The sequence below is a fragment of the Promicromonospora sp. AC04 genome (genome assembly GCF_003058225.1).
Classification (GTDB): domain Bacteria; phylum Actinomycetota; class Actinomycetes; order Actinomycetales; family Cellulomonadaceae; genus Promicromonospora.
The window spans coordinates 466,007-488,850 of the sequence record NZ_QBUG01000003.1; the positions used below are offsets into that span (position 1 = coordinate 466,007).

24 protein-coding genes are annotated in these 22,844 nt (G+C 71.2%); 11 read left to right on the forward strand and 13 right to left on the reverse strand.

Going from position 1 to position 22,844, the window contains the following annotated elements; genetic code table 11:
* Positions 1-19: 19 nt before the first annotated feature.
* The 7 genes from C8K30_RS11170 to C8K30_RS11200 form a co-directional block, all read right to left on the reverse strand.
* Positions 20-487: a hypothetical protein gene (locus tag C8K30_RS11170; RefSeq protein WP_108492959.1), complete on the reverse strand. Its 468-nt coding sequence runs from the start codon at positions 485-487 to the stop codon at positions 20-22.
* Between the two features lie 210 nt (positions 488-697).
* Positions 698-1,090, reverse strand: a complete 393-nt coding sequence (locus tag C8K30_RS11175; protein ID WP_199230441.1) for an SHOCT domain-containing protein — start codon at positions 1,088-1,090, stop codon at positions 698-700.
* 115 nt (positions 1,091-1,205) lie between these two features.
* The gene (locus C8K30_RS11180) at positions 1,206-1,871 is read right to left on the reverse strand and encodes a response regulator transcription factor (RefSeq protein WP_108492960.1); all 666 of its coding nucleotides are present in this window, start codon (positions 1,869-1,871) and stop codon (positions 1,206-1,208) included.
* Positions 1,868-3,277, reverse strand: a complete 1,410-nt coding sequence (locus tag C8K30_RS11185) for a sensor histidine kinase (RefSeq protein WP_108492961.1) — start codon at positions 3,275-3,277, stop codon at positions 1,868-1,870. Before C8K30_RS11185 ends, C8K30_RS11180 begins: the two co-directional genes overlap by 4 nt.
* Before the next feature lie 283 nt (positions 3,278-3,560).
* Entirely contained in the window at positions 3,561-4,796 is a 1,236-nt protein-coding gene (locus C8K30_RS11190) for an amidohydrolase (protein WP_108492962.1), read from the reverse strand.
* Between the two features lie 58 nt (positions 4,797-4,854).
* The gene (locus C8K30_RS11195; RefSeq protein ID WP_108492963.1) at positions 4,855-5,286 is read right to left on the reverse strand and encodes an HIT family protein; all 432 of its coding nucleotides are present in this window, start codon (positions 5,284-5,286) and stop codon (positions 4,855-4,857) included.
* Between the two features lie 123 nt (positions 5,287-5,409).
* Complete coding sequence (locus C8K30_RS11200; protein WP_108492964.1) at positions 5,410-5,706, reverse strand: DUF4287 domain-containing protein; 297 nt, start codon at positions 5,704-5,706, stop codon at positions 5,410-5,412.
* Positions 5,707-5,885: 179 nt separating this feature from the next.
* On the opposite strand from C8K30_RS11200, the gene C8K30_RS11205 reads away from it, so the two are divergent.
* Positions 5,886-6,203 (forward strand): helix-turn-helix domain-containing protein, encoded by a 318-nt coding sequence (locus C8K30_RS11205; protein WP_108492965.1) that lies wholly within the window; start codon positions 5,886-5,888, stop codon positions 6,201-6,203.
* Between the two features lie 12 nt (positions 6,204-6,215).
* Here the strand turns inward: C8K30_RS11205 and C8K30_RS11210 are convergent, their stop codons facing one another.
* Positions 6,216-6,671, reverse strand: a complete 456-nt coding sequence (locus C8K30_RS11210; RefSeq protein WP_108492966.1) for a group II truncated hemoglobin — start codon at positions 6,669-6,671, stop codon at positions 6,216-6,218.
* Between the two features lie 249 nt (positions 6,672-6,920).
* Here C8K30_RS11210 and C8K30_RS31240 point away from each other — a divergent pair, with 249 nt between their 5' ends.
* The 3 genes from C8K30_RS31240 to C8K30_RS11220 all read left to right on the forward strand — a co-directional run bounded on the left by C8K30_RS31240 (position 6,921) and on the right by C8K30_RS11220 (position 10,898).
* Positions 6,921-8,162, forward strand: coding sequence for a hypothetical protein (locus C8K30_RS31240; RefSeq protein ID WP_233257113.1), 1,242 nt, complete (start codon positions 6,921-6,923; stop codon positions 8,160-8,162).
* Complete coding sequence (locus C8K30_RS11215; protein ID WP_233257135.1) at positions 8,051-10,069, forward strand: NAD(+) synthase; 2,019 nt, start codon at positions 8,051-8,053, stop codon at positions 10,067-10,069. Before C8K30_RS31240 ends, C8K30_RS11215 begins: the two co-directional genes overlap by 112 nt.
* A gap of 91 nt (positions 10,070-10,160) precedes the next feature.
* Positions 10,161-10,898 (forward strand): copper resistance CopC family protein, encoded by a 738-nt coding sequence (locus C8K30_RS11220; protein ID WP_108492968.1) that lies wholly within the window; start codon positions 10,161-10,163, stop codon positions 10,896-10,898.
* 147 nt (positions 10,899-11,045) lie between these two features.
* Here the strand turns inward: C8K30_RS11220 and C8K30_RS11225 are convergent, their stop codons facing one another.
* Positions 11,046-11,327: an HU family DNA-binding protein gene (locus C8K30_RS11225; RefSeq protein ID WP_020015632.1), complete on the reverse strand. Its 282-nt coding sequence runs from the start codon at positions 11,325-11,327 to the stop codon at positions 11,046-11,048.
* 320 nt (positions 11,328-11,647) lie between these two features.
* Between C8K30_RS11225 and C8K30_RS11230 the strand changes: the two genes are divergently transcribed.
* Positions 11,648-13,036 carry an MFS transporter gene (locus C8K30_RS11230; protein WP_108493074.1) on the forward strand — a complete coding sequence of 463 codons (1,389 nt, stop codon included), beginning with the start codon at positions 11,648-11,650 and terminating at the stop codon, positions 13,034-13,036.
* An 8-nt stretch (positions 13,037-13,044) separates the two neighbouring features.
* On the opposite strand, the gene C8K30_RS11235 is transcribed toward C8K30_RS11230, so the two are convergent.
* From C8K30_RS11235 to C8K30_RS11250, 4 genes are all read right to left on the reverse strand, one after another.
* Complete coding sequence (locus C8K30_RS11235) at positions 13,045-15,585, reverse strand: lysylphosphatidylglycerol synthase transmembrane domain-containing protein (RefSeq protein ID WP_233257114.1); 2,541 nt, start codon at positions 15,583-15,585, stop codon at positions 13,045-13,047.
* Positions 15,586-15,692: 107 nt separating this feature from the next.
* On the reverse strand, positions 15,693-16,472 hold the full coding sequence (locus C8K30_RS11240; protein ID WP_108492969.1) for a CPBP family intramembrane glutamic endopeptidase: 780 nt from the start codon (positions 16,470-16,472) through the stop codon (positions 15,693-15,695).
* 71 nt (positions 16,473-16,543) lie between these two features.
* A complete protein-coding gene (locus tag C8K30_RS11245; RefSeq protein WP_108492970.1) occupies positions 16,544-18,073 on the reverse strand; it encodes a S10 family peptidase in 1,530 nt (509 codons plus the stop codon).
* 9 nt (positions 18,074-18,082) lie between these two features.
* Positions 18,083-18,802: an MBL fold metallo-hydrolase gene (locus tag C8K30_RS11250; RefSeq protein WP_108492971.1), complete on the reverse strand. Its 720-nt coding sequence runs from the start codon at positions 18,800-18,802 to the stop codon at positions 18,083-18,085.
* 121 nt (positions 18,803-18,923) lie between these two features.
* Here C8K30_RS11250 and C8K30_RS30280 point away from each other — a divergent pair, with 121 nt between their 5' ends.
* The 6 genes from C8K30_RS30280 to C8K30_RS11280 all read left to right on the forward strand — a co-directional run bounded on the left by C8K30_RS30280 (position 18,924) and on the right by C8K30_RS11280 (position 22,759).
* Positions 18,924-19,277: a hypothetical protein gene (locus tag C8K30_RS30280; RefSeq protein WP_146197427.1), complete on the forward strand. Its 354-nt coding sequence runs from the start codon at positions 18,924-18,926 to the stop codon at positions 19,275-19,277.
* Between the two features lies 1 nt (position 19,278).
* Positions 19,279-19,788: a hypothetical protein gene (locus tag C8K30_RS11260; protein ID WP_108492973.1), complete on the forward strand. Its 510-nt coding sequence runs from the start codon at positions 19,279-19,281 to the stop codon at positions 19,786-19,788.
* A 248-nt stretch (positions 19,789-20,036) separates the two neighbouring features.
* Positions 20,037-20,744 carry a hypothetical protein gene (locus tag C8K30_RS11265; RefSeq protein ID WP_199230442.1) on the forward strand — a complete coding sequence of 236 codons (708 nt, stop codon included), beginning with the start codon at positions 20,037-20,039 and terminating at the stop codon, positions 20,742-20,744.
* Entirely contained in the window at positions 20,737-21,039 is a 303-nt protein-coding gene (locus C8K30_RS11270; RefSeq protein ID WP_108493075.1) for a transcriptional regulator, read from the forward strand. Before C8K30_RS11265 ends, C8K30_RS11270 begins: the two co-directional genes overlap by 8 nt.
* Positions 21,036-21,953, forward strand: a complete 918-nt coding sequence (locus C8K30_RS11275) for an ABC transporter ATP-binding protein (protein WP_108492974.1) — start codon at positions 21,036-21,038, stop codon at positions 21,951-21,953. The genes C8K30_RS11270 and C8K30_RS11275 overlap by 4 nt, the downstream gene beginning before the upstream one ends.
* Complete coding sequence (locus tag C8K30_RS11280) at positions 21,950-22,759, forward strand: ABC transporter permease (protein WP_233257115.1); 810 nt, start codon at positions 21,950-21,952, stop codon at positions 22,757-22,759. Before C8K30_RS11275 ends, C8K30_RS11280 begins: the two co-directional genes overlap by 4 nt.
* Positions 22,760-22,844: the final 85 nt, after the last annotated feature.

The following is a 22,844-nucleotide window of genomic DNA, read 5'->3' on the forward strand; positions in this document are numbered from 1 at the left end:
AGGTCGGCAGGGTGGGCGATCAGCCCTTGAAGCCTGCCTCGGTGCACGTTGCTCGGTAGTTCTTGATCGCGTCAGTGACCGCGGTGGGGCGGGCGATGGAGCCGTCGAGCGCCTGGTCGAACGGCGCACGGACCGCCTCGAGGTAGGCGATGCTGACCTCGTCGGCCTTGCCGATGATCAGGCCAAGCCCCCTGCTGATGGTGGTGGCGGCGCCGGTCCGCTCCTCGTCGAGCGGCGCCTGGACGGCGGGCGTGGCGTTGTTGATGTTCGCCAGGAGCGGGCCGTTGAAGAACGCATTGCACGACTGGACGAGGTCGTACTCGCCCGTGCTGACGGGGGCCTCGGCCACGGGTGACGGGGCGGCCTGCGTGACCTCTTCGCCGGAGGGCGCGAAGTCGCTGGCCATGTCCTCGAGGGCCGCGCATCCGGACAGCAGGAGTGCACAGGAGACCAGTGCGGCGGTCGCCCAGTTCTTGCTGGTGCTCACGATCTACTTCCCTCACGTCAACGGGTCAGAAAAGTGCGGTTCGGTCGCACTCGCCCGCGAGTCTAGCGCCACGGCCGCAACGGAGAGCCAATCGTTACCGGGTCAGCGCGCGGCCCCCGGGCGCGAGTGCGCGGTCGGGACCCGTCGCACATGCCAGATGCCCAGGTCACCTTCAGTGGCCTGGGCATCTGACACGCACCGGTGAGAGGGTCAGCGGTCGCCGTCGGCCGGCGGCTGGTCCTGCGGTGCGGGGGCCGCGGGAGGTGCGTCGGTCGCCGTCGGGCCGGCGCTCGGCTGAGCGCTCGGGGTGAGGCCTGCCGAGCGGAGCACGGCGAGACGCGAGCGGTACTCGGCCTCGTCGATCTCCCCGCGGGCGAAGCGGTTGCCCAGCAGCGTCACCGGGTCGGCGCCCGCCGACGCGTGCGCGGCCCAGGGGCCGCCCCATCCGCCGCGCGCACCGCGCCGGGCCCGCCGCGCGATCAGGAAGATCACTGTCGCGAACAGCAGGAACCACAGCAGCGGGAAGATGAAGAAGAACGGTCCGGGTCCGCCCCAGCCGTAGTGCGGCCCGTTGGCGAGGACCTCTGTCGTCGCGGTGAGCATGTCGACCTCCAGCATTCGGTTCGGCCGGTCGTTCCGGCCACAGCACCAGGCTGCCGCTGCCCGACGCCGGGGTCGTCACCCCCGCGTACCTGCTCACCTACACCGGTGGTGCCGGTCAGCCGGCCCAGCCGGGCCGCACCAGCCCGGCCTCATACGCGAGCACCACGAGCTGCGCGCGGTCGCGGGAACGGGTCTTCATGAGCACCCGGGAGACGTGCGTCTTCACCGTCGACTCCGACAGGTACAGCCTGTCGGCGATCTCGTCGTTCGCGAGCCCGCCCGCGACCTCGACGAGCACCTCGCGCTCGCGCGGCGTGAGGTCGGCAAGCGCGGGTACCGGCCGGACGGTGCGGGTCGCCTCGGCGACCTTGGCCAGCAGCCGGCGCGTCACCGTGGGCGAGAGCAGCGCGTTGCCCGACGCCGCCACCCGCACCGCCCGCACCAGCTCCGCCGGCTCGGTGTCCTTGACCAGGAACCCCGACGCCCCGGCGCGGATCGCCTCCGTGACGTACTCGTCGAGCTCGAAGGTCGTCACGACCACGACGTGCACGCCCGCCGCCCGGGGTTCGGCGATGATCCGCCGCGTCGCCTCGAGCCCGTCCAGGCCGGGCATGCGGATGTCCATGAGCACCACCTGGGGCAGGTGCTCGAGGGTGAGCGCCACCGCGTCGTCACCGGTCGCGGCTTGGGCCACGACGCGCATGTCGTCCTCGGAGTCGATCAGGGCGCGGAACCCGCCCCGCACCAGGGCCTGGTCGTCGGCGAGCAGGACGTCGATCATGCGGTTTCTCCGGTCTCCGAGGGGTCTGCGGGTGTGGTCTCGACAGGCTCGACAGGCGGTGCGGTCTCGGGCGACGAAGCCACCGGAAGCGTGGCCCGGACCTCCCAGCCGGTCCCGTCCGCGCGAGGACCCGCGGTGAGCGTGCCGCCCGCGCCCTCGACGCGCTCGCGCATCCCGAGCAGCCCGTAACCGGGCTCGGTCGGCCCGCCGGAAACCACGCCGTCGTCGGACACCTCGACCACTACGCCGTCGTGCCGCGTCACGCGGAGCGTGACCCGGCGGGCCGTCGGCGCGTGCCGGCGCACGTTGGTCAGCGACTCCTGGACCACGCGGTGCACGACGCCGGCGACGTGGTCGGGCAGCTCGCCGACGTCCGGCGAGAGCTCGACGGTGACGTCGAGACCGTCCGCGCGGGCCTGGTCGGCCAGGCGGTACAGGCCGGTGAGGTCCCAGGTCGGGGTGAGGGGCGCGGCGTCGTCGGGCAGCGTGCCCGGCCCGGGCGGGGACGTGCCCTCGCGGACTATCCCGAGCACAGTGCGGACCTCCGCGAGCGCGTCCTTGCTGGTGTCACGGATGTTGGACAGGGCCTCGCGCGCCTGGCCGGGGTTCCGGTCGATCAGGTGCAGGCCCACGCCGGCCTGGACGTTGATGGCGGACAGGGAGTGGGCGAGTACGTCGTGCAGCTCGCGCGCGATCCGCAGGCGCTCCGAGGCGACGGCGGTGCGCTCGCGCTCGGCGGCCGTCTCCCGGGCCGCGGCCCGCGCGGCCACCCGGCGCGAGATCCGGTCCCGCGCCCCGCTCGCGATCAGCAGCACGACGGCGAGCCATGCCGCCCCCGCGACGAGCGCTCCCGTGGTCAGGAACCACGCGCCGTCCCCGCTGCTCCAGCCGGGACCGTAGGAGCCGGTGCCGGGTCCCCAGTTCCCGTGCGGCTCGACCGGATGGTCGATCAGGTACCGCTCCAGGCGCGGGGCGAGCACCGCGGCGACGGCCGCCGCTCCGCCGGCGAGCAGGGCGGCGCCCGACCACGCGATCAGGCGGGCCCGGCGCGCCTCGCCGCTGAGCATGACGCCGGCCAGCACTGCCACCGGCCCCAGGAAGACCGGACCCCACGCGTGCCCGGCCAGCAGGAACGTCAGGGTGGCGGCGACGGACAGGACCGTCGCGAGCGCGGGCCGGCGCGGTAGGAGGAACAGCAGGGCCGCGGGCGAGACCAGCAGCAGGAGCAGCCCGACGAGGTCGGGCTCCGTCGCCCACGACTGGCTGCGCGCGGCGACCAGCGAGCCCATGTTGGAGACGATCGCAACCGCGACGGCGACGAACGCGCGCGGTCGGGTGCGGTCGAACGGCCCGGTGGCGGGCGGGTCCGCGGAGGCGGCGCTGTTCGGACGGGTGGTGCCCAGCATGCTCGCACGCTACGCCGGGGCGGGGCCTACCGCGTCGGACCGCGGTGCCGGTGCGTGTCGTACCCGGGTGCCACCCAGAACCCTGGCCCGCCGCCGGCCGCCGGCTGCCGGCTGCTGGCCGCCCGCCGGATCGCCGAGTGCAGACTTGGTTGCGGTTACGGGCTCTGTATCCGCAACGGAGTCTGCAGTCGGCATCCGCGCGGCAACCAAGTCTGCACTCGGCGCCCCGGTGTCAGACCCACAGGTCACCGGAATGACCTGTGGGTCTGCCACGGGCGGTGGCTCAGGCGAAGCGGGCCGAGCGCTCCAGCACACGGCCGGCGCCGCGTCCGCCGTCGGCCGCCGGGTCCCAGGTGTAGACCTCGGTGCCGGTGATGAAGACGCGCTCGGCGCGCGCGGTGGTGTCGAGCGGGTCGCCCGACCAGAGCACGACGTCGCCGTCGAGCCCCTCCTTGATGGCGCCCACCCGGTCGTCCAGGCGGAGGAACGCCGCCGGGTTGGACGTGATCGCGGCAAGGGCGGTGGCCCAGGGCAGCCCGTCGCGGAGGGCGAACGTCGCCTGGTGCACCAGGAAGTTGATCGGGATGACGGGGTGGTCGGTGGTTATGGCGACCCGCACGCCGGCCTCGGCCATGCGCACCAGGTTGAGGATCGAGCGGTCGCGCAGCTCGACCTTCGAGCGTGACGTGAACATCGGGCCGTAGATGACCGGGATGTCCTTCTCGGCGAGGATGTCGGCGACCTTGTGGCCCTCGGTGCCGTGGTTGATTACCAGCCGGTACCCGAACTCCTCCGACAGGCGGATCGCCGTCGCGATGTCGTCCGCGCGGTGCGTGTGCTGGTCCCAGGCGAGCTCGCCGGCCAGGACCCGGGCCAGGGTCTCCTTGCCGAGGTCGCGCTCGAACGGCTTGCCATCGGCCGCCGCGGCGTCGCGCTTGGCGACGTAGTTCTGGGCGTCGACGAAGGCCTTGCGGATCACGTTGGCCACGCCGAGGCGGGTCGAGGGAAGCTGCTTCTTGTCCCCGTAGACACGCTTCGGGTTCTCGCCGAGGGCGCTCTTGACCGACACGGAGTCGCTGACTATCTGCTCGTCGACAGTGCGGCCGCCCCAGGTCTTGATCGCGACGGTCTGGCCGCCGATCGGGTTGCCCGAGCCCGGCTTGATGACCGCCGTCGTCACGCCGCCGGCGAGGGCGTCGCGGAAGCCCTCCTCGTCCACCTGGATGGCGTCGAGCGCGCGGAACGCCGACCCGTCGGGGCCGGTCATCTCGTTGGTGTCGTTGCCGGCCCAGCCCTCGCCCTCCTCGTGGACGCCCAGGTGGCCGTGCGCCTCGACGAACCCGGGAAGGAGCCACTTGCCCTGGGCGTCGATGGTCTCGGTGCCCTCGGGAACGGCAACGTCGGGCCCGACGGCGGTGATCACGCCGTCGGTGATGAGAACCGTCCCGTTCTCGATGGGCTCTGCGGCGACGGGGACCACGTAGGCGTTGGTGATGGCGATGCTGGAGCGGGTTGTCATGGGTACATCATTACCCGAGGTAACTAGCTGGTCGAGCAACCGCTGGTGGCGGGGCTGCTCAGGCGGTTGCGCGCAGGAGGTCCGCCGTCGCCGCGATCCGCGCGGGGTCGCCCGGCGTCGGCGTCCACGGGAGGCGGAGCGAGTCGCGCTCGGGGCTGTCGACGTACCGAGGCACCACATGGATGTGGAAGTGGAATACGGTCTGCCAGGCGGCTTCGCCGGCGCAGTTCAGGAGGTTCACGCCGTCGGCCCCGAGGTGCTTCACGGCGCGTCCGGCGACCCGCTGCGCAGCCACGGAGCACGCAGCCAGGTCCTCGGGCGTGACGTCGTGCAGGTCGCGGGCGTGCGCCTTCGGGATCACCAGCGCGTGCCCGTCGGATGCCGGGTTGATGTCCATGAATGCGAGCGTGCGCTCGTCCTCGTCGACCTGGATCGAGGGCAGTTCGCCGCGCACGATGCGGCAGAAGAGGCAGTCGAGATCTTGGGTCATGGGAGGACGGTAGCGACCGATCACAGACGTCCGCTTCCACCAAGCACTTGCGCATGGATATCGCTGCTGGAGCATGCACAAGTGCTTGGTCGAAGCGGACTCCCATTGGGTCCGTGAGGACGGTCAGCCGGACGACGCCGGATTGGTCGCCTTGCCGTCGAGCCACAAGACGTCGGACTCGTCGCCGTGCGATCCCGACGAACCCACGTGCTTGGTGCTGATCTGCGGCCCCTTGGTGATGACGTGGACCATCGCCATCCCGTGCCCGCGGCCCAGGCCGTAGTCCTCCTTGAGCCACTCGAGGATCGGGCCCGCCTTGGTGGACGCGTCGAACCCGCGCTCCCCGGCGAGCTCGATGAGCCGGCGCGGGGTGTGCCCGGTCTTGTCCTCGACGGCGTCGAGATAGGCCTGGAATGACATCGTTGACTCCTTCACGCGTGGTGCGGCTCCGGTCGGCACCGCGTTCCACCAGGACAGACGCGCTCGGACGGCCGAACTCATCGGCCTGCCCGTGCGGGTGTGACAAGCACTCGCTCACCCCGCGGAACCGTCGAGCAATTGTTAGATTCGCCGTTGACGGATGAACAACGGGGGTTGCTGTGACCGGCTATGTGCGGTGGGCCGACATACGAGGCGATCTCGTTGCGCGGGCGGGTGGTGAGGAAGCCGTCGAGCGCGGCAAACAGGAGCTGCTGGCCAAGGTGACCGGCTACCGACTGGCCGAGCTGCGCAATAAGCGGGGTATGACTCAGCAGGAGGTCGCCGACCGGATGGGCGTCACCAAGGGGCGGGTGTCGCAGATCGAGAAGGGCAAGATCTCCGGCCAGGAGGTACTCGCCCGCTACGCCAACGCCCTGGGCGGCCAGCTCCAGCAGGCGATCCTCTTCGACGACGGCGAGATCGCCGGCATCGCCTGAGGCGAACGTACCTCAGGTCTGCAAGCCGTCCCGGCCCCAGCGCGGCGTCGGACCGGGGTCGCCGACGTCGGTGCCGACCGGGTCCTGAGAGACCTCCTGCGCGATGGCCGTGCCCCACTCGAAGTAGGACATGAGCGGGGCGTGCAGGTCCGGTGAGTCCGGGAGGGTCTCCTCGACCGCCGCCGACATCAGCTCCAGCCACCGCGCGCGGTGCTCGTCACGGATCCCGAGGCCGAGGTGGCTGTGCAGCAGGGACTGGTGGCCGCCGAGCGCCGTCGTGAACTCCGCCGGGCCGCCGAAGACCTCCGCCAGCCAGACGGCGACGTGCTCGACGTGGCGCGGGCTGAAGTTCGCGAACACGGGTGCGAGCAGCTCGTCAGCCAGCACCCGTTCGTAGAACGCGTCGCTGAGCCGGCGGAGGGCGGGCATGCCGCCCAGCGACTCGTAGAGCGTGGGCTGGGACTCCATGGCGGTCAGCCTACGCACCGAGGCGACGCGCAGATCCACCGTCCAGCCCGGAGTTCACCCGGAAGTGCATTGATTGCTCCAGCTACTCGCTGCAAGGGTGTCTGCGTGGGCCGACCGGGAAAGCAGCCGCCTCTGCCGCCTGGCGGGTACGTGCTTCCGAGCACTGTGGCCAGGGCTGCCGTGCTGGTCGGAATCGTCCTGGTCGGATTCTTTGCCCCGGCTGCGGGCTCGTACCAATGGCGGTACGACGTGGCACACGATCTCTACCAGGTGGGGGAGATCGTCGAGGCCCACGACGCCGAGGTGTATTACTCCTGCGGCGGCAGAGGGGGATGCAGAGAGGAGATGCGGGCTGTCGTGGACTTCGCCGGCGGTTCACGGAATGTCGAGCTGCCGGAGGTGTCGTTCGACCGTCGTGGACTGCCGGAACGGCAGTGGGTTCCAGCCCCGGAGCCGTACGACGGCACCTTTAACGTCTACTACGACCCAGAGCTCCCGCAGGACACTCGCAGGATCCGTTCTGAGGAAGATGTGGCGGATGCTTTCTCCCAGGACCCGCGCACGCTCTGGATTGTCGTCGGCATCCTCGTCATCTGGTCGCTCGCCTGGATGCGTCCGGCGTTGCGAAATGCAGGCGGCTCCATAAGGGTCCTCAGCCTGGCGCCGACCCCACCAGGCGCGGAGTCACAGCGACCCGACAGCTGGCGGCTGGACGTGATTGCTGCCGTCGGCCTGGCAACCGCGGGCCTTGGCATCTTGCTGTTCTCCGGCAGCGCCTGGAGTGCTGTTGTTGCCATGCATCTCGACGAGTCGGGAGCCGTCACCGATGGCTCTGACGCGACTGTCCGAGTGGTTGCCGCCGACGCAGACGGTGGTGGGCCGGTTTCGGACAAGATCTTCGCTGAGATCGTCGTCAAGCACGTGACGGTGGCGAACGAGATCGTTCCCGTGGAGCTCGTGGTCCCGGACCGAAGGGTGGATTCGGAGCTCTCCCCTGGCTGGTACGAGAACGTTGTGCCGTACTTCGACGGCTTCGACGTGAAGTACGACCCGGCGAACCCTGATCTTGCGATCGCCGTGGCCGACATCGAGCAGGCTGCAACGCCAAGTGCCCTGGTTGTCCCCCTCGCCGTGATCGGCCTCGGCGTAGCCCTGGCGGGATGGGCGTGGGTCTGGCCAACCGTCCGCAGGCAGCGGGCGCAGCCGCCAGCCCCACCCGGCATGATCTCCGGCGGTCCGCCCCGAGTGAGTGCAGCTCGAACCAGACCAGCCAGCACGCTGCCGCCTGACCCGACCGAACCGCCACGCATCCATAGACTCGACACGTGGACTTCTACTCCGCCTACGCCCACGGGTTCGCCCGGGTCGCGGCCTGCACCATCCCCGTCGCCGTCGCCGACCCCGCGGCCAATGCCGCAGCGGTCCTGGACCAGGCGCACCAGCTGCACGACGACGGCGTGGCCGTCGCGGTGTTCCCCGAGCTCTGCCTGAGCGGTTACGCCATCGACGACCTGCTCATGCAGGACACGTTGCTGGAGGCAGTCCTGGACGCCCTCGCCGACATCAAGGCGGCGAGCGTGGAGATCATGACGATGCTCGTCGTCGGGGCGCCGCTCCTGGTCGGCAGTCGCCTCCTGAACGCCGCCGTCGTCGTGCACCGCGGGCGGATCCTCGGCGTCGCGCCCAAGTCCTACCTGCCGAACTACCGCGAGTTCTACGAGAAGCGGCAGTTCGCGCCCGGGGACGAGCACCGCGGCACCCTCACCCTGCTCGGCGAGGAGGTGCCGCTCGGCTCCGACCTCATCTTCCGGGCCGACGACGTGCCCGGGCTCGCCGTCCACGCCGAGGTCTGCGAGGACATGTGGGTCCCCGTGCCGCCCAGCGCGCTCGCGGCGCTCGCGGGCGCGAACGTGCTGCTCAACCTGTCCGCCAGCCCGATCACCGTGGCTCGGGCAGAGGACCGCCGCCTGATCGTCCGCAGCGCGAGCTACCGCTGCAACGCCGCCTACGTCTACACGGCGGCCGGCCAGGGCGAGTCCAGCACGGACCTGTCCTGGGACGGCCAGACCATGGTCTACGAGGCCGGCGACCTCCTCGGCGAGACCGAGCGGTTCCCCGACGGCGCGCGCGCCACCGTGGTCGACGTCGACCTGGACCGCCTCCGCCAGGAGCGTCTGCGACAGGGCACGTTCGACGACAACCGGCGCGGGCTTGGGATGGTCACGCCGGGCTCGACCAGCGACGACGGCGGATTCCGGGAGGTCGCCTTCAGCGTGCACCCGCCGCAGGGCGACATCGGCCTGCGCCGCAAGGTGGACCGCTTCCCCTTCGTGCCGGACGACGCCGAGCGCCTCGCCCAGGACTGCTACGAGGCGTACAACATCCAGGTCACCGGGCTCGAGCAGCGGCTGCGCGCCATCGGGCAGCCGAAGGTCGTGATCGGCATCAGCGGCGGCCTCGACTCGACGCACGCGCTGATCGTCGCGGCCAAGGCGATGGACCGGCTGGGCCGGCCGCGCACAGATGTGCACGCGTTCACGATGCCGGGCTTCGCCACGGGCAAGGAGACCAAGGACCGCGCGATCCGGCTCGCCGAGTCCCTGGGCGTCACGTTCCAGGAGATCGACATCCGGCCCGCCGCCGAGCAGATGCTGCGGGACTTGGACCACCCGTTCTCCGACGGCGTCAAGCACTACGACGTCACCTTCGAGAACGTCCAGGCCGGGCTGCGCTACGACTACCTCTTCCGGCTCGCGAACCACCGCGGCGGGATAGTGCTCGGCACGGGCGACCTCTCGGAGCTGGCGCTCGGCTGGTGCACGTACGGCGTGGGCGACCAGATGTCGCACTACGGGATCAACGCCGGCGTGCCGAAGACCCTGATCCAGCACCTGATCCGCTGGACCGTCGACAGCGGGCAGTTCGCCGCGGACCCGGGCAGCCCGGTGAACGCCGTCCTGACCGAGATCGTCGAGCAGGAGATCACGCCCGAGCTGATTCCCACCGAGGAGGGCGAGACGCCGCAGTCCACCGAGGCGACCGTGGGCCCGTACGCCCTGCAGGACTTCACGCTGTTCCACGTGCTGCGGCGCGGCTACCGGCCGTCGAAGATCGGGTTCCTGGCCTGGCACGCCTGGCACGCGGTGGACGACGGCGAGTGGCCGCCCGGGTTCCCGCCGTCGGGCCGCAAGGAGTACGACCTGGCGACGATCCGGCGCTGGCTCGACGTGTTCGTGCGGCGATTCTTCGCCTCGCAGTTCAAGCGGTCGGCGCTGCCGAACGGCCCGAAGGTGTCGGCGGGGGGCACGATGTCGCCGCGCGGCGACTGGCGTATGCCCTCGGACGCGACATCCGCGGCATGGCTGGCGGAGCTGGAGAAGAACGTCCCGCAAGCCTGATCCTCGTTCGCCGTGGGCGCGATCGTTGCGCCTGAAGAGGACATGTAGTCGCAACGATCACGCCCACGACAGGGGCGGGTAGGGTGCCGTCATGCCTGCTGTCTCCGTTGCCCTGGCTCGGCCCGGGAACCGTCGTCTCGTCCGCGTGCTCACCGTGTTCGCGGCGGTGCTGACGTTTGCCGCGCTGCTGCTGGTGGCGGGTCCGGCGAGCGCGCACGACCAGCTCCTGTCGTCCGACCCGAAGGACGGCGCCACGCTCGACGAGCAGCCGACGAGCATCACGCTCACCTTCAGCGCGCCGCCGCTCGACACGGGCATCGAGGTCGCCCTGGTCGGCCCCGACGGCACCACCGCCAAGGGCTACGACATCCAGGTCGACGACAAGGTGGTGACCGCCCAGGTCGCCGAGGACCTGCCCCCGGGCAAGTACGACGTCGCCTGGCACGTGGTCTCCTCCGACGGCCACCCCATCGACGGCGAGCTCACCTACGTGGTGGAGGGCGAGGCCGAGCCGACGGCGGAGCCGAGCGACGAGCCGGAGCTGTCCACGCAGGAGGCCGAGCCGACCGACACGGCCGAGACCGCCGAGAGCGCGGACGAGCCGAGCACGCCGACCGAGCTGGCCGGTGCCGGGAACGGCGCAGGCCCCAGCGGGCTGGCCGTGACCGGCGGGATCGTCGCGGCGGTGCTGGTCGTGCTGGGCGTCGTGGTGATGATGCGCCGCAAGATCCTCGAGAACGACAAGCTGCGCCAGGCCAACGAGCCCGACCCCGAGGACCCGGACGCCGAGGAGCCCAACGAGAACCCGGACGACAAGCCGAAGGCCTGACGGCGTACGCGTCAGGCCTCGGGTCAGGTGTTCGACACACATCAATCGGAGATCGGCAGCGGCACACCGACGCCGCGGACACTCGAAGGCCCGGCCCCTTGTGAGGAGCCGGGCCTTCGCGTCGCTGTAAGAATCAGCGGCGAAGCGTCACTTCGCGACGGCCTTCTTCAGCAGCGAGCCGGCGCTGATCTTGACACCGAAGTTCGCCGGGATCGAGATCTCCTCGCCGGTGCGCGGGTTGCGGCCCGTGCGGGCGGCGCGCTCGACGCGCTCGGCCGAGAGGAAGCCCGTCACCTTGACGGCCTCACCCTTGGCGAGCGACTCGATCAGCACCTCCTGGAAGGCGTTGAGCGCAGCCTCGGCCTCGGTCTTGTTGATCTCAGCCTTGCTGGCGATGGCCGAGACGAGCTCGGACTTGTTGAGCGACATGCGGTTCCCTTCTTCGGTCACGTCGTGCGGCGGTACCCGCCCGACGACGAGGCCCCATACTGCCAGCAGATCGGCAGGAATTCGCGGAGAACGGGCTCTTGAGCGGCGAGTCGTGGGTAACTTTCTGCTCACAGGGCACGCGAACCTGTGTACGAACCTGTGGACGACGACGGTGCGGGGCCTCCCGAGGCAGTGTCACCCCGCATTATCCGATGACTTCCGCAACCCATAGCGGTCTACCGCTGAAGGTAGTACTTCGCCAATGAGAGGAAATCGTGGAGAATCCGCCGTCCGAGGTCCCAGCCACCGATGAGGGCGCCTTGAGCACCGCGGACGAGGCTGCGGAATCCGTCGCGCCCGCCCCCGAAAAGGTCCCGCACGCCCGCCGCAACCTCGTCGTGCTCGTGTTCAGCAACCTGCTGGCCGGCGTCGGCGTCGCGTCCGGCGCCGCCGTCGGCGCGCTGCTCGCCGAGAGCCTGGGCGGCACGTCCATGGCGGGCCTCGCGCAGGCGGTCGGCGTGCTCGCGGCGGCCGTCGCCTCGATCCCGCTGGCGACGCTCGCCCAGACCCGCGGGCGCCGGTGGGCGCTCTCGCTCGGCTACGCCCTGTCCACGGTCGGCGCCCTGCTCATCGTGACGGCGGCCGTGCTGGGGCAGCTCGTCGTGCTGCTGGTCGGCCTCATGCTCTACGGCGTCGCGAACGCGACCAACCTGCAGTCCCGGTACGCCGCGGCCGACAACGCCGGCTCGGGCACCCGCGCCCGGACCATGTCGATAGTCCTGTGGGCCACTACCGTCGGCTCGGTCGTCGGACCGAACCTCGCGGCGCCCGGCGCCGTCGTCGGCAGCGGGTTCGGCGTGCCCGACCTGGGCGGCCCCTACCTGTTCTCCATCGTCGCCTACCTGCTGGCCGGGCTCCTGCTCGCGGCCCTCTACCGGGACCCGGCCCGCGCGGCCGCGGCCCGCGCAGCCGGCCGGGTGGCGGACGGCGTCGTCGGGCAGGAGAGCGGGCCGGACGACGGCGTGCAGCGCGCCGAGCCCAGGAAGCGCGCCGAGCCCAGGCGTACCGGGGCCCTCACCGCGCTGCGGTGGGCCTGGGCGCACCCGCGGGCGCGGTTCGCCGTGGTGACCACTGCCGTGGCGCACAGCGTGATGATCATGGTGATGGTGATGACACCCGTGCACATGCAGCACGGCGGGATGTCGCTGCAGCTCGTCGGCATCGTGATCAGCCTGCACGTGCTCGGGATGTTTGCGCTCAGCCCCGTGTTCGGGTGGCTGGCCGACCGCTACGGCGCGCTGCGCGTCGCCGCCGGCGGGATGGTGCTGCAGGGCGCGGCGGTGGCCCTCGGCTTCACGGCCGCGGCCATGGTGCCCGACGCCGGAGCGCACGCCGGGCACGGTGCCGCCACCCCGGCCCTCGACACGGAGGTGCTCACGGCGGTCGCGCTCGTGCTGCTCGGGCTGGGCTGGTCGGCGTGCGTGATCGCGTCGTCGGCGGTGCTGGCGTCCGTGGCGGAGCCGCAGGTCAAGCTGCCGCTGCAGGGCGCGACGGACGCGCTGATGAACTACTTCGGCGCGGGCTCCGCAGCGCTCGCCGGGCCGCTCCTCGCCTGGGGCGGGTTCCAGGCGGTGAACACCGCGGGTGCCATCCTGCTGGTGCCCGCCGTGGTGACGGTGATCCTGGCCGCGCGGGCGCCGAAGCCCTGACTGCCCTGTCAGAGGTCGCCCTTGCGCTCCAGGAACCGCATCGCCACCCAGCCCAGCGGGACCCGGCCCCAGTAGGTGCACAGGCGGTACAGGATCGTCGCGGAGAACGCGATGGTGGCCGGCACCCCCGCCGCCGAAAGGCCGGCGGTCAGGGCACCCTCGACGCCGCCCAGGCCGCCCGGTGTCGGGATGAGCGCGCCGAGCGCGTTGCCGACCAGGTTGACGAGGGCGATGTCCACCAGCGAGAGCGACTGCCCGAAGGCCGCGAGGCAGCACCACAGGGCGACGATGTAGCCGAGCGTCATGATGATGTTCCCGGCCATGCCCAGCGCCAGCCGGCCCGGGTGGCTCAGCATCTGCGCCAGGCGCGGCCACACCTGGCGCAGCCTCGGCGCGATGAAGCCCATGCCCCACCGGCGCACCGGCGGCACCAGCAGCGTCGCGACGACGCCGAGCGCGACGGCCGCCAGCGTGATCAGCACCGCGGGCGACGGCAGCTCGACGAGCGCGCCGGATCCCGTGAAGATCGCCAGCCCCACGAGCAGCAGCACCGTGACGACGAACTGCGACACCTGCACCAGCGCCACGGTGGCGACGGCCATCGGCATCGATACCCCGCGCTGGGTCAGCAGCCGCAGGTTCAGCGCCGCCGGCCCGATTCCCGCAGGGGCGGCCAGGGCCACGAACGAGCCCGCGGCGGCAGTGAGCGTGGCACGCGCGAGCGGCACGCGCGTCGGGGAGAACGCGACCAGGGTGAGGCCGGCGCCGAACCACGTGATGATGGCGAGCGCGAACGCCACCGCCACCCACCACGGGTTCGCCTCGCGCACGGCCTGGGCGATCTCGTCGAAGTTGATGGTCGTGAAGACGACGATGATTGCGACGATCATCAGCGTCGCCGTGAGGACCGTGCGCGCGCTGAACCGGGAGATGCGCTGCGGCTGCACGCTGGCCTCGGGCAGGCGCTCCACCAGGGCGTTCCGCAGCTCGCCCACCAGGCCCTTCGCCCGGCGCACCTCCTCGCGGGTCGTCCGGGGGAGGGCGATCGTCTGGATCAGGGGCCCGATGGCGGCGATGTCGGCGTCGGGCAGGGCGCGGACCGCGGAGGCGACGGCGCGGCGCGGGCCGACCCGCAGCCCGATGAGCGTGAGCATCTGCACCAGGTCGAGGCGCCGCGACAGCGGCGACGACGCGATGTCGCCCTGCTCCCAGCCCGTTATCCACACGTGCGGGCTGCCGTCGGGGTCACGGTGCGTGAGCAGGACGTCCTGGGTGAGCGCGCGGTGCGTGAGGCCCACTGCGTGCGCTCGGCCGAGCTGGTCCCAGGCCTCGGCGAGGACATCGTCGGGCACATCGGAGTCAGGCAGGTCCCGTAGGGAGACGGCGTGGGCGGCGTGCTCCAGGACGAGCGCTATCGAGTCGCCGAACTCGCCGATCCCCAGGAGCCGGGGCGTGCGGACGCCGGCGGCGGTGGCGGCGTAGGACAGCAGGGCGGTGCGCTCGGCGACGGCCTTGAGCGAGATCGCGGCCCGACCCTCGATGCCGCGCAGGCGCAGGGCCCGCCACAGGCGCGTGATGAGGCCGACGACCTGGCGGTCGCCGTCGAGCACCACTACGTCGCGGCGGACGTCGTCGTCGCAGTAGAGGGCGTACACGCGGTTGTCGCCCGCGCGGCCCAGGGCGAGCGCGGCCGGGTCGTCGGGCGCGCCCTCCTCGACGGCCTGGGCAGACACGGCGGTGTGGTCGGTGCCGTGGTCGGACAGGGCGTGCACGCGGGACAGGGACGTCGGTACGAACCCCGCGCGCCGCACGGCCGCGACCAGCTCGGGTCCGTAGGCGCGCTCGCTGCGGGTGCCCGACACGTACTGCACGGTCGAGCCCGCGAGGCGGCCCAGCAGCAGCGCGACGATGACGCCGGGCAGCGACACCTGCCCCGTGATCAGCACGATCAGGAGGGCGGCGAACATCAGGTTCCACGAGATGCGGACGGTCCGGCGCCGGGTCGCCGGCCCGGCGACCGTGAGCATCGCCGTCAGGGCGACGGCGTACTCCGGGATGGTCAGCACGTATCCCGTGCCGCGCTCCCACACCGACATGCCGCGCACCAGCTCGTCCGAGCCCAGGTGGCTCACCAGGATCGTGGTGAGCACGCCGATCAGGAGCCCGAGGACGCCCGCGACGATGGACTCGACGATCTGCCGGCCCAGGCGCCGGACCCCCAGCTCGATCATCACGGCGACCGGAGCGAACAGGCTGACCAGGCCCTGCAGCACCGCGACCGGCACGAACAGGATCGCGGCCAGCAGGTCGTTGAAGCTCCGGACGTCCTCGGTGACGCCCTCCGTGGTGCCGTGCGCCACCACCGACAGGATCATTACGCCCGCGATGCCGACCGCGCACCCGATCATCCAGATCAGCGCGCGCGGGTGCCGTACGCGCTCCTCGGGGGTGTCGACGACGCGGACGGGGTCGGTCTCGACGGGCGCCGTCCGCGGGACGTCGGAGAGTTCGGCACCGGTGTCAGCCCGGCCGGTGCGCGAGTTGGACATGCTCGCGATTCTAGGGCTGTTGGCGCTCACTTGACCGGATGGCCAAGAGCGGGAGCCATAATGTCCCGGTCAGGTCGGGGATATCCATGGTGATCGCCTGCATGTCCTCACCGGATCCCGAGGGCCTCGCGCCACTCGGCGGGCACGAGGGCGTAACCCACGAACGCCACCACGTCGAGCAGCGTGTGCGCGACGACGAGGGGGACGATCCGGCGTCGGCCGTCGGGCTGGAACCTGGGCGAGGTGTAGAACCACGAGAAGACGACGCCCATCACCACGTTCCCGAGGAACGGCCCGATGCCCTGGTACAGGTGGTAGGACCCGCGCAGGAGCGAGCTGGCGACGATGAACTTCACCCGGTTCCAGCCGAGCTCCCGCGTACGTTCGTACAGGTAGCCGACGGCGATGACCTCCTCCAGGAGGCCGTTCTGGAACGCGCTGAGCAGCAGCACCGGGATGGTCCACCAGTACGCGTCCAGTGCGCTGGCCTGCACCTCGACGGTGATGCCGAGCGCGCGGCCGAGGGCGTAGAACGCGAGACCGGGGATGCCGATAGCGGCGGCGAGGGCGACGCCCCACCCGAAGTCCCGGCCCGGGCGGGTCCGGTCCAGGCCGAGGCTGCGCACTGCGCTGCGGCCGTTGGCGCTGAGCAGGTACAGGGCCAGGGCCACCGGGACGAGCGCGAAGCCGATGCTCAGCAGCTGGTAGACGAGATCGAGGTACGGACGCTCGGACCGGCTCGCATTGAGCGTGGCGGTCTGCTCGGCGAGCGGGGTGCCCGCCGTGAGCCGGGCCGCGATGTTGACGAGTGCGTACACCGCGGACTGGCCCAGGCTGAGCCCGAGCACTATCCACACCTCGGCGGTGATGCGACGGTTCGAAGGCACGGCCTGTTTATAGCAGCCGCCGCTGAGCGTGGGCGGTGTCCGCGCTCAGCGGCGGTCGCGTCCGGCCGTGGTCAGTCGCGGTTGGACGCGCGCCGGACGAAGTCCGCCAGGTCCGCCGACTGCGCCAGCCGCGACTCGGGGTGGATGTACATCATGTGGCCGGCCGGGTAGACCCGGGTCTCGATGCGCTCCCGGTAGGACGCCGGGATCGCCATCTGGTCGAGGCTGTACTCGATGGCCTCGACGGGCACGCCGCCGTCGTACCGCCCCATGGCGATGTGTACCTGGAGGTGCGGGTTGAGGATCATCGCCGTCGCGAGCTTGTCGGCGACGTCGACCGCCTGGCCCTCGAACTCCTTGTACGACCACGGGTGCACCTGGCGGGACAGCACCTCGTAGATCGCGTCGTGCTCGTACTTGAGCTCGCCGCGCAGGTAGTGGTGCAGCGCCGCCGTGTAGGGCCCGGGCGTGGCCGTCATGAACGGGTCGTACGGCATCTGCTCGTGGATGTAGTTGTCCGCCGGACCGGTGAACCGGGTGTCGAGGCGGCCGGTGACGAGGCGCCGCGCGCGCAGCAGCTCCGCGTAGACGCGGGTGTGCTCCAGGCGCAGGTTGGCGCGGTCGACGTAGTCCTCGCTGAGCCCGGTCAGCGAGGCGATCTTCGCGACGGCGGCGGCGCGCTCGTCGTCGGGCACGCGTGCGCCGCGGGCCAGGACCGAGCTGTACGTCTCGGTCCAGTCGCGGGCCTCGGCCACGACGTCGTTCAGCTCCCGCTCGCCGAGCAGCCCGTGGTAGTGCGCCGTCGCGGCGTAGAGGGGCAGGAACAGCGGGTGCGGCAGGTTGGAGTGCTCGCCGTCGAACAGCGCCTCCAGGTTGAGGGCCGGGGCCACCAGCATGACGCCGTTGAGGAACATGCCGAAGCGCTGCTGGAGGTACTCGGCGAGGGCCGCGCCGCGGGTCCCGCCGTACGACTCGCCGATGAGGAACTTGGGGCTCATCCACCGGTCGTTCCGGCTGGTCCACAGGCGGATGATCTCGCCGACGGACTCGACGTCGCCCGTGAAGCCGTGGAACGGCTTGGCCTGCTCGCCCTCGGTGGCGCGGGAGAAGCCCGTGGAGACCGGGTCGATGAACACCAGGTCGGAGACGCGCAGCAGGGTCTCCGGGTTGTCGATCAGCCCGTACGGCGGGGCGGTCAGGTTGCCGACGTCGCCCGAGTCGACCCGGCGCGGGCCGAGCACGCCCAGGTGCAGCCACACCGACGACGAGCCGGGGCCGCCGTTGAACGCGAAGGTCACCGGGCGGCGCGTCACGTCGGCGTCGTCCAGCGTGTAGTACGTGATCGAGACCTCGGCCTTGGGCTTGCGGCCGTCGTACTTCTCCTCCTTGAGGACCTCCTCGCGCAGCACGATCCGGCCGGTCGTGGCGGAGTAGGAGAGGTCGCCCTGCGGGGTGTGAAGGGTGTGGTGCGTGGTGACGAGATCGTCGGCGGGCTCGGGCTTCTTCGCGGGTGCGGTGCCCTTGCCCGGTGTTCCGGAGCCCGGAGCTCCCGAGGCGGTCGTCGTGGCTTCGGTCTGCGTCGTCTTCTCGTCGTCCGTCACGCGGGGAACCTATCGCGCCGGGCCTGGCGCCTCCAGGCTTAATCCGGGGGCGGCGAGCACGACGGGGCAGCTCGCGTGCCATGCCGCCTCGGCCAGCAGCTCCCCGTGGTCCTGCCACGGGCGCAGGTGGGTGAGGACCAGCAGGCGCGCGCCGGAGCGGGCGGCGAGCTGCCCGGCGTCCGCCGCGGTGAGATGCCCGCCGCGCAGCGTGCCGCGCACGCCTGACGCCTCCGCGAGCAGCACCTCGCAGCCCGCGGCGAGCTCGTCGAGGGCTGCGCACGGGGCGGTGTCGCCGGTGTAGCAGAGGGCGTCGTCGACCCGGACGGCGTGACTGTGCTCGATATGCTCGACGGCGGCGAACCGCAGGTCGAACGGCCCCACCCGGCGGGTGCCGGGCGAGATGTCGGTGACGGCGTACACGGTCGGGTTGTCCCGCACCACCGTCCTGAGGTTCGCCGGGCCGTGCACGGGCAGCGGCGGCAGCGGTCCGACGTCGGGCAGCGTGCGCAGGTAGCCGAGGTCCACGAGGTCGGCCCAGTGGTCGCCGTGGGCATGCGTGACGACGACGGCGCCGACGTCGGCGGGGGCGACGTACCGCTGCAGCGGGCCCGCCGCGCCGGTGCCCAGATCGAGCAGGAGCCGGAACCCGTCCTGCTCCACGAGGTAGCACGAACACGCCGAGTCCGGGCCAGGGACGGACCCCGAGGACCCCACCACCGTGAGCCGCATCCCGGAAGCATAGGAGGAGCCCGGGACGCGAGGTCGTCGGCCGGTCGGGATCTGCCGCCACTTGCTGTTGCGTATGCGCAACAAATCGCTCTTGCGGATGCCATCCAGCGATAGTCCGGTGATGATGTTCGACGACGGATCCGGCGCGCTGGCGTTCGTTGATCATCATGCAATGCATACCTCTAGGAGACGTTCGCATGTCCGGCAGGTGTTGGAGATTTCCAACAGGCAAGTTAGGCTCATAGGGATGGTGAGCGCAGGCCGTCATCCCAAGAACGCGATCAACGCGGTGATCGGAGACTTGCCAGACAACATCGAGGTGGTGCCGATCCACAAAGGGCACCGCTGGGGCGTGCTGGGATGCGCGACCTGCGATGCGACCGAGGCGATCTGGTCAACGCCTCGGAGCGCTGACAACCACGCGCGAGGCCTGCTCAGGTTCGTGGCGAGGCATCTGCACGACGAGGAGGGCTGACATGCCGGTGTACGAGTTCACGATGATCCTCGACCGTGACCTGTCGGACGATGACTACGACAGGCTGTTCGAGGCGGGTCTGGACGACAGTTCCCCGGGTTCCGAGAATGGCCATGGATACATCGCCGTGACCAGGGAGGCGCCCCGACTGCTGGATGCGATCGTGTCGGCGGTTCATGACACGGTCCGAGCTGGCTTGCGTCCTGTGGCGATCGAGGAGGAGGACCTGCTCACGCTCGGCCAGATCGCCGAACGCTCAGGACGGACTCACGAGTCCGTCAGGCTCCTTGCTGCTGGGCGCCGTGGGCCCGGTGGTTTCCCGGGCGCCGTCGGCGCCGGCAAGGCTTCTCTCTACTCGTGGGCCGCGGTGTCGGACTGGTTCGCCGAGAAGCTCGGCGTCGTCGTCCAGCCGCACGATGCGAACGCGCGCCTGCTTGCCGCGGCCTCGCACATCCTGCGCGCGCGAGCGTTAGCGCCCACGGAGGATCTTGTGCTTCTCGCCTCTGCCTGACGGTGCCGGCGGGCGGGAGAATTGCTCGGTCGACAGCGAGCCGCAAGGCCCGGCCGAGCGCCGATGCCCGGGATTACTATCATCGACGATTCTATCGTTCGTGATAGTAAACCGGGCGGTACGGCTCTGCGCATGGCCAGGTAGCGCGAGCGCGGCGGCGGCCTCTCACGGAAACCCCTTGTGGTTGGTGCCGCCTTCCGGCAAACTGGTTTGCAGGGCAAACCAGTTTGAGAGGCGAGGAGTTCACCATGGCGAACGATCCGACGTCGGGCAAACCGACGGAACCGGAGCACCCCGGCGACCCCGCGGGCCTCGACCCCGCCGAGATGTTGCGGATGATCCGGCAGCAGCAGGAGGCGGCGCGGGACGCCACCGAACCGGACGGTCGCGTGCTGTTCGGCGCGTGGGGCCTCGCGTGGCTGATCGGGTACCTGGCCATGTGGTCCACGGCCCGCGACACGGGATCCCCCGAGGGCTGGGCCGGCTGGGTGCTCGCCGGGTGCATCGTCGGCGCGGTGGTGTTCACTATCGTGCACAGCATCACCCGGACCTCCGGCCTGCGCGGTACGAGCGCCCGGGTCGGGGCGCTGTACGGCTGGGCCTGGTTCCTCGGGTTCACGGCCTTCGGCGTCATGCTGGGCGCCATGGGCGACGCCGGCGCGTCGCGAGAGGTCATGGCGATCGCCGCGAACGGCTTCGCGTGCCTGATCGTCGGCCTCATGTACATCGCGGGCGGCCTGCTCTTCGAGGAGCTCCGCATGTCCGCCGTCGGCGGATGGATGCTGGTCACGGCGGTGCTCGCCGCGTTCGCGGGGATGCCGAACACCTACCTGGTGATGGCCGTTGCGGGCGGCGGCGGGTTCCTGGCCATGGTCGCGGTGGAGCAGGTGTACCGCACCCGGCGTCGATCACCGGGGTCCGCCGAGAGGGCGGAGGGCGGTGGCCGGGGTGCCTGATGACCTCGACCCCGTGATCCACGCCCCCGCGCGCCTGCGCGTCGTGGCCTCGCTCGCCGCCCTGGGCCGCGGGGACGAGGTGGCCTTCCCCAAGCTGCGGAAGCTGCTCGACATGACCGCCGGAAACCTGTCGACCCACCTGCGCAAGCTGGAGGACGCCGGATACGTGCGGGTCACCAAGACGCACGAGGGCAGGATGCCTGCGACCTATCTGGCCCTCACCGACACCGGCCGCACCGCGTTCGCGGACTACCAGGCGGCACTGATGGATCTGTTGAAGGGAGCACAGGGATGAGTGCGGTAGAGGTCAGCGCCGTGCAGGTCAGTGGCGTGACCCGGCGCTTCGGCGACGTCGTCGCCCTCGACGACGTCTCGCTGGAGGTGGGGCACGGCGAGCTGGTGGGCATGCTCGGCCCCAACGGGGCCGGCAAGTCCACGCTGCTGTCGCTGGTCAGCGGCCAGCGGCGGCCCGACGCCGGGGTGGTGCGCCTGCACGGCAACGACCCGCGGGACGCCCGAGCGCGCACCGTGCTGGGCCTGACCCCCCAGGAGACGGGCCTGCCCTCGACGCTGCGCGTGCGCGAGGTGGTCGACTTCGTGGGCGGCCACTACCCCGACCCGGTCCCGACCGGCGAGCTGCTGGAGCAGTTCGGGCTCGCCGACCTGGGCAAGCGCCAGACGGGTTCGCTGTCCGGCGGGCAGAAGCGGCGGCTCGCCGTCGCGATGTCGCTGGTCGGCAGGCCGCGCGTCGTGCTGCTCGACGAGCCCACCACCGGGCTCGACGTGTCCGGTCGCACCGCCCTGTGGGACGCCATCCGGGAGTACCACGCAGGCGGCGGCACGGTGCTGCTCACCTCGCACTACCTGGAGGAGGTGCAGGCGCTCGCCGAGCGGGTGGTCGTGATCGACCACGGGACCGTGCTCGCGGACGACTCCCTCGAGACCATCCTCAGCCGGGTAGGCGTGCGCCGGGTGCAGCTGACCGACGCCGCGGGCGTGCGCCAGGAGCACCTCGTCCCCGACTCGGACGCGTTCGTGCGCGACCTGGTCACCTCCGGCACGGAGTTCCGCGACCTGGAGATCCGGGGCGCGTCCCTGGAGGAGGCGTTCGGGCAGCTCGTCGACGGGGTGGACGGCGTCGGACGACCGGCCGGGCACGAGGCCCCGGCCGAGGCACTACCCGAGACGACCGAAGGAGCGGTGCGATGAGCGCGGTGGCGAGCCGGACGACGTCCGGCAACGAGCTGGACGACGGGCACACCCAGCCCTTCCTGACGCTGTCCTGGCTGCACCTCAAGTACCAGTTCCTGGAGACCGTCCGGATCCCCATCGCGGTGCTCGGGAACGTGCTGTTCCCGTCGCTGTCCATGTTCTTCTTCGTGGTGCCGCAGACGACGGTCGCGGGCAACCCCGAGCTCGCGACGACCGCCGTCGCCGCCCTCGGGCTGTTCGCCGTGTGCTCGGCCAGCCTCTTCACCTACGGCCTCGGCGTGGCCGAGGACCGGCAGCTGCCGTTCTACCCGTTCCTGCGGTCGCTGCCCGCCGGGCCCGGCCCGCAGATGGTGGCGCGCGTGCTGAACGGCGGGATCTTCTCGCTGTTCGGCCTGCTGCCGCTGATCCTCATCGGCTGGCTGTTCACGGCGGCCACCGTGACCCCGGGGCAGCTGCTCGCCGGGATCGGGACCATCCTCGGGGTGTCCGTGCCGTTCGTGCTGCTCGGCATGGCGATCGGGTACGCGCTGTCGGCCAAGGCGGCGCTGCCCGTGGTGCAGATCATCCTGTTCCCGCTGGCCTTCGCGGGCGGGCTGTTCCTGCCGCCCCAGATGTTCCCGGCCTGGCTGGACGCGATCTCGCAGGCCACCCCCACCCGCGCCGGCCGCGACCTCTTGGTCCAGGCGACCACGGGGGTGGAGGCCTACGCCCTGGCGCTCCCGGTCCTGGCCGGCTGGACCCTGCTGTTCGTGGTCCTGGCAGTGGTGGCCTACCGCAACGACGAGGGCCGCCGCTTCCGCTGACCGGCTGCCCCCGCCGCGAGCGACCCCTACACAGTGCACGCGACACGCCGAAGATGCCGCGCAGTGTGTAGGGGTCGTCGGTCGG

Coding starts and splice junctions, on each gene's coding strand:
- C8K30_RS11280 (WP_233257115.1), top strand. CDS start 21,950: ATGAGCGCGGTGGCGAGCCGGACGACGTCCGGCAACGAGCTGGACGAC.
- C8K30_RS11190 (WP_108492962.1), bottom strand. CDS start 4,796: ATGACAACCCGCTCCAGCATCGCCATCACCAACGCCTACGTGGTCCCC.
- C8K30_RS11250 (WP_108492971.1), bottom strand. CDS start 18,802: ATGCGGCTCACGGTGGTGGGGTCCTCGGGGTCCGTCCCTGGCCCGGAC.
- C8K30_RS11200 (WP_108492964.1), bottom strand. CDS start 5,706: ATGTCATTCCAGGCCTATCTCGACGCCGTCGAGGACAAGACCGGGCAC.
- C8K30_RS11180 (WP_108492960.1), bottom strand. CDS start 1,871: ATGATCGACGTCCTGCTCGCCGACGACCAGGCCCTGGTGCGGGGCGGG.
- C8K30_RS11195 (WP_108492963.1), bottom strand. CDS start 5,286: ATGACCCAAGATCTCGACTGCCTCTTCTGCCGCATCGTGCGCGGCGAA.
- C8K30_RS11260 (WP_108492973.1), top strand. CDS start 19,279: ATGCCGGTGTACGAGTTCACGATGATCCTCGACCGTGACCTGTCGGAC.
- C8K30_RS11185 (WP_108492961.1), bottom strand. CDS start 3,277: ATGCTGGGCACCACCCGTCCGAACAGCGCCGCCTCCGCGGACCCGCCC.
- C8K30_RS11225 (WP_020015632.1), bottom strand. CDS start 11,327: ATGTCGCTCAACAAGTCCGAGCTCGTCTCGGCCATCGCCAGCAAGGCT.
- C8K30_RS30280 (WP_146197427.1), top strand. CDS start 18,924: ATGATGTTCGACGACGGATCCGGCGCGCTGGCGTTCGTTGATCATCAT.
- C8K30_RS11275 (WP_108492974.1), top strand. CDS start 21,036: ATGAGTGCGGTAGAGGTCAGCGCCGTGCAGGTCAGTGGCGTGACCCGG.
- C8K30_RS11210 (WP_108492966.1), bottom strand. CDS start 6,671: ATGGAGTCCCAGCCCACGCTCTACGAGTCGCTGGGCGGCATGCCCGCC.
- C8K30_RS11235 (WP_233257114.1), bottom strand. CDS start 15,585: ATGTCCAACTCGCGCACCGGCCGGGCTGACACCGGTGCCGAACTCTCC.
- C8K30_RS11265 (WP_199230442.1), top strand. CDS start 20,037: ATGGCGAACGATCCGACGTCGGGCAAACCGACGGAACCGGAGCACCCC.
- C8K30_RS11175 (WP_199230441.1), bottom strand. CDS start 1,090: ATGCTCACCGCGACGACAGAGGTCCTCGCCAACGGGCCGCACTACGGC.
- C8K30_RS11220 (WP_108492968.1), top strand. CDS start 10,161: ATGCCTGCTGTCTCCGTTGCCCTGGCTCGGCCCGGGAACCGTCGTCTC.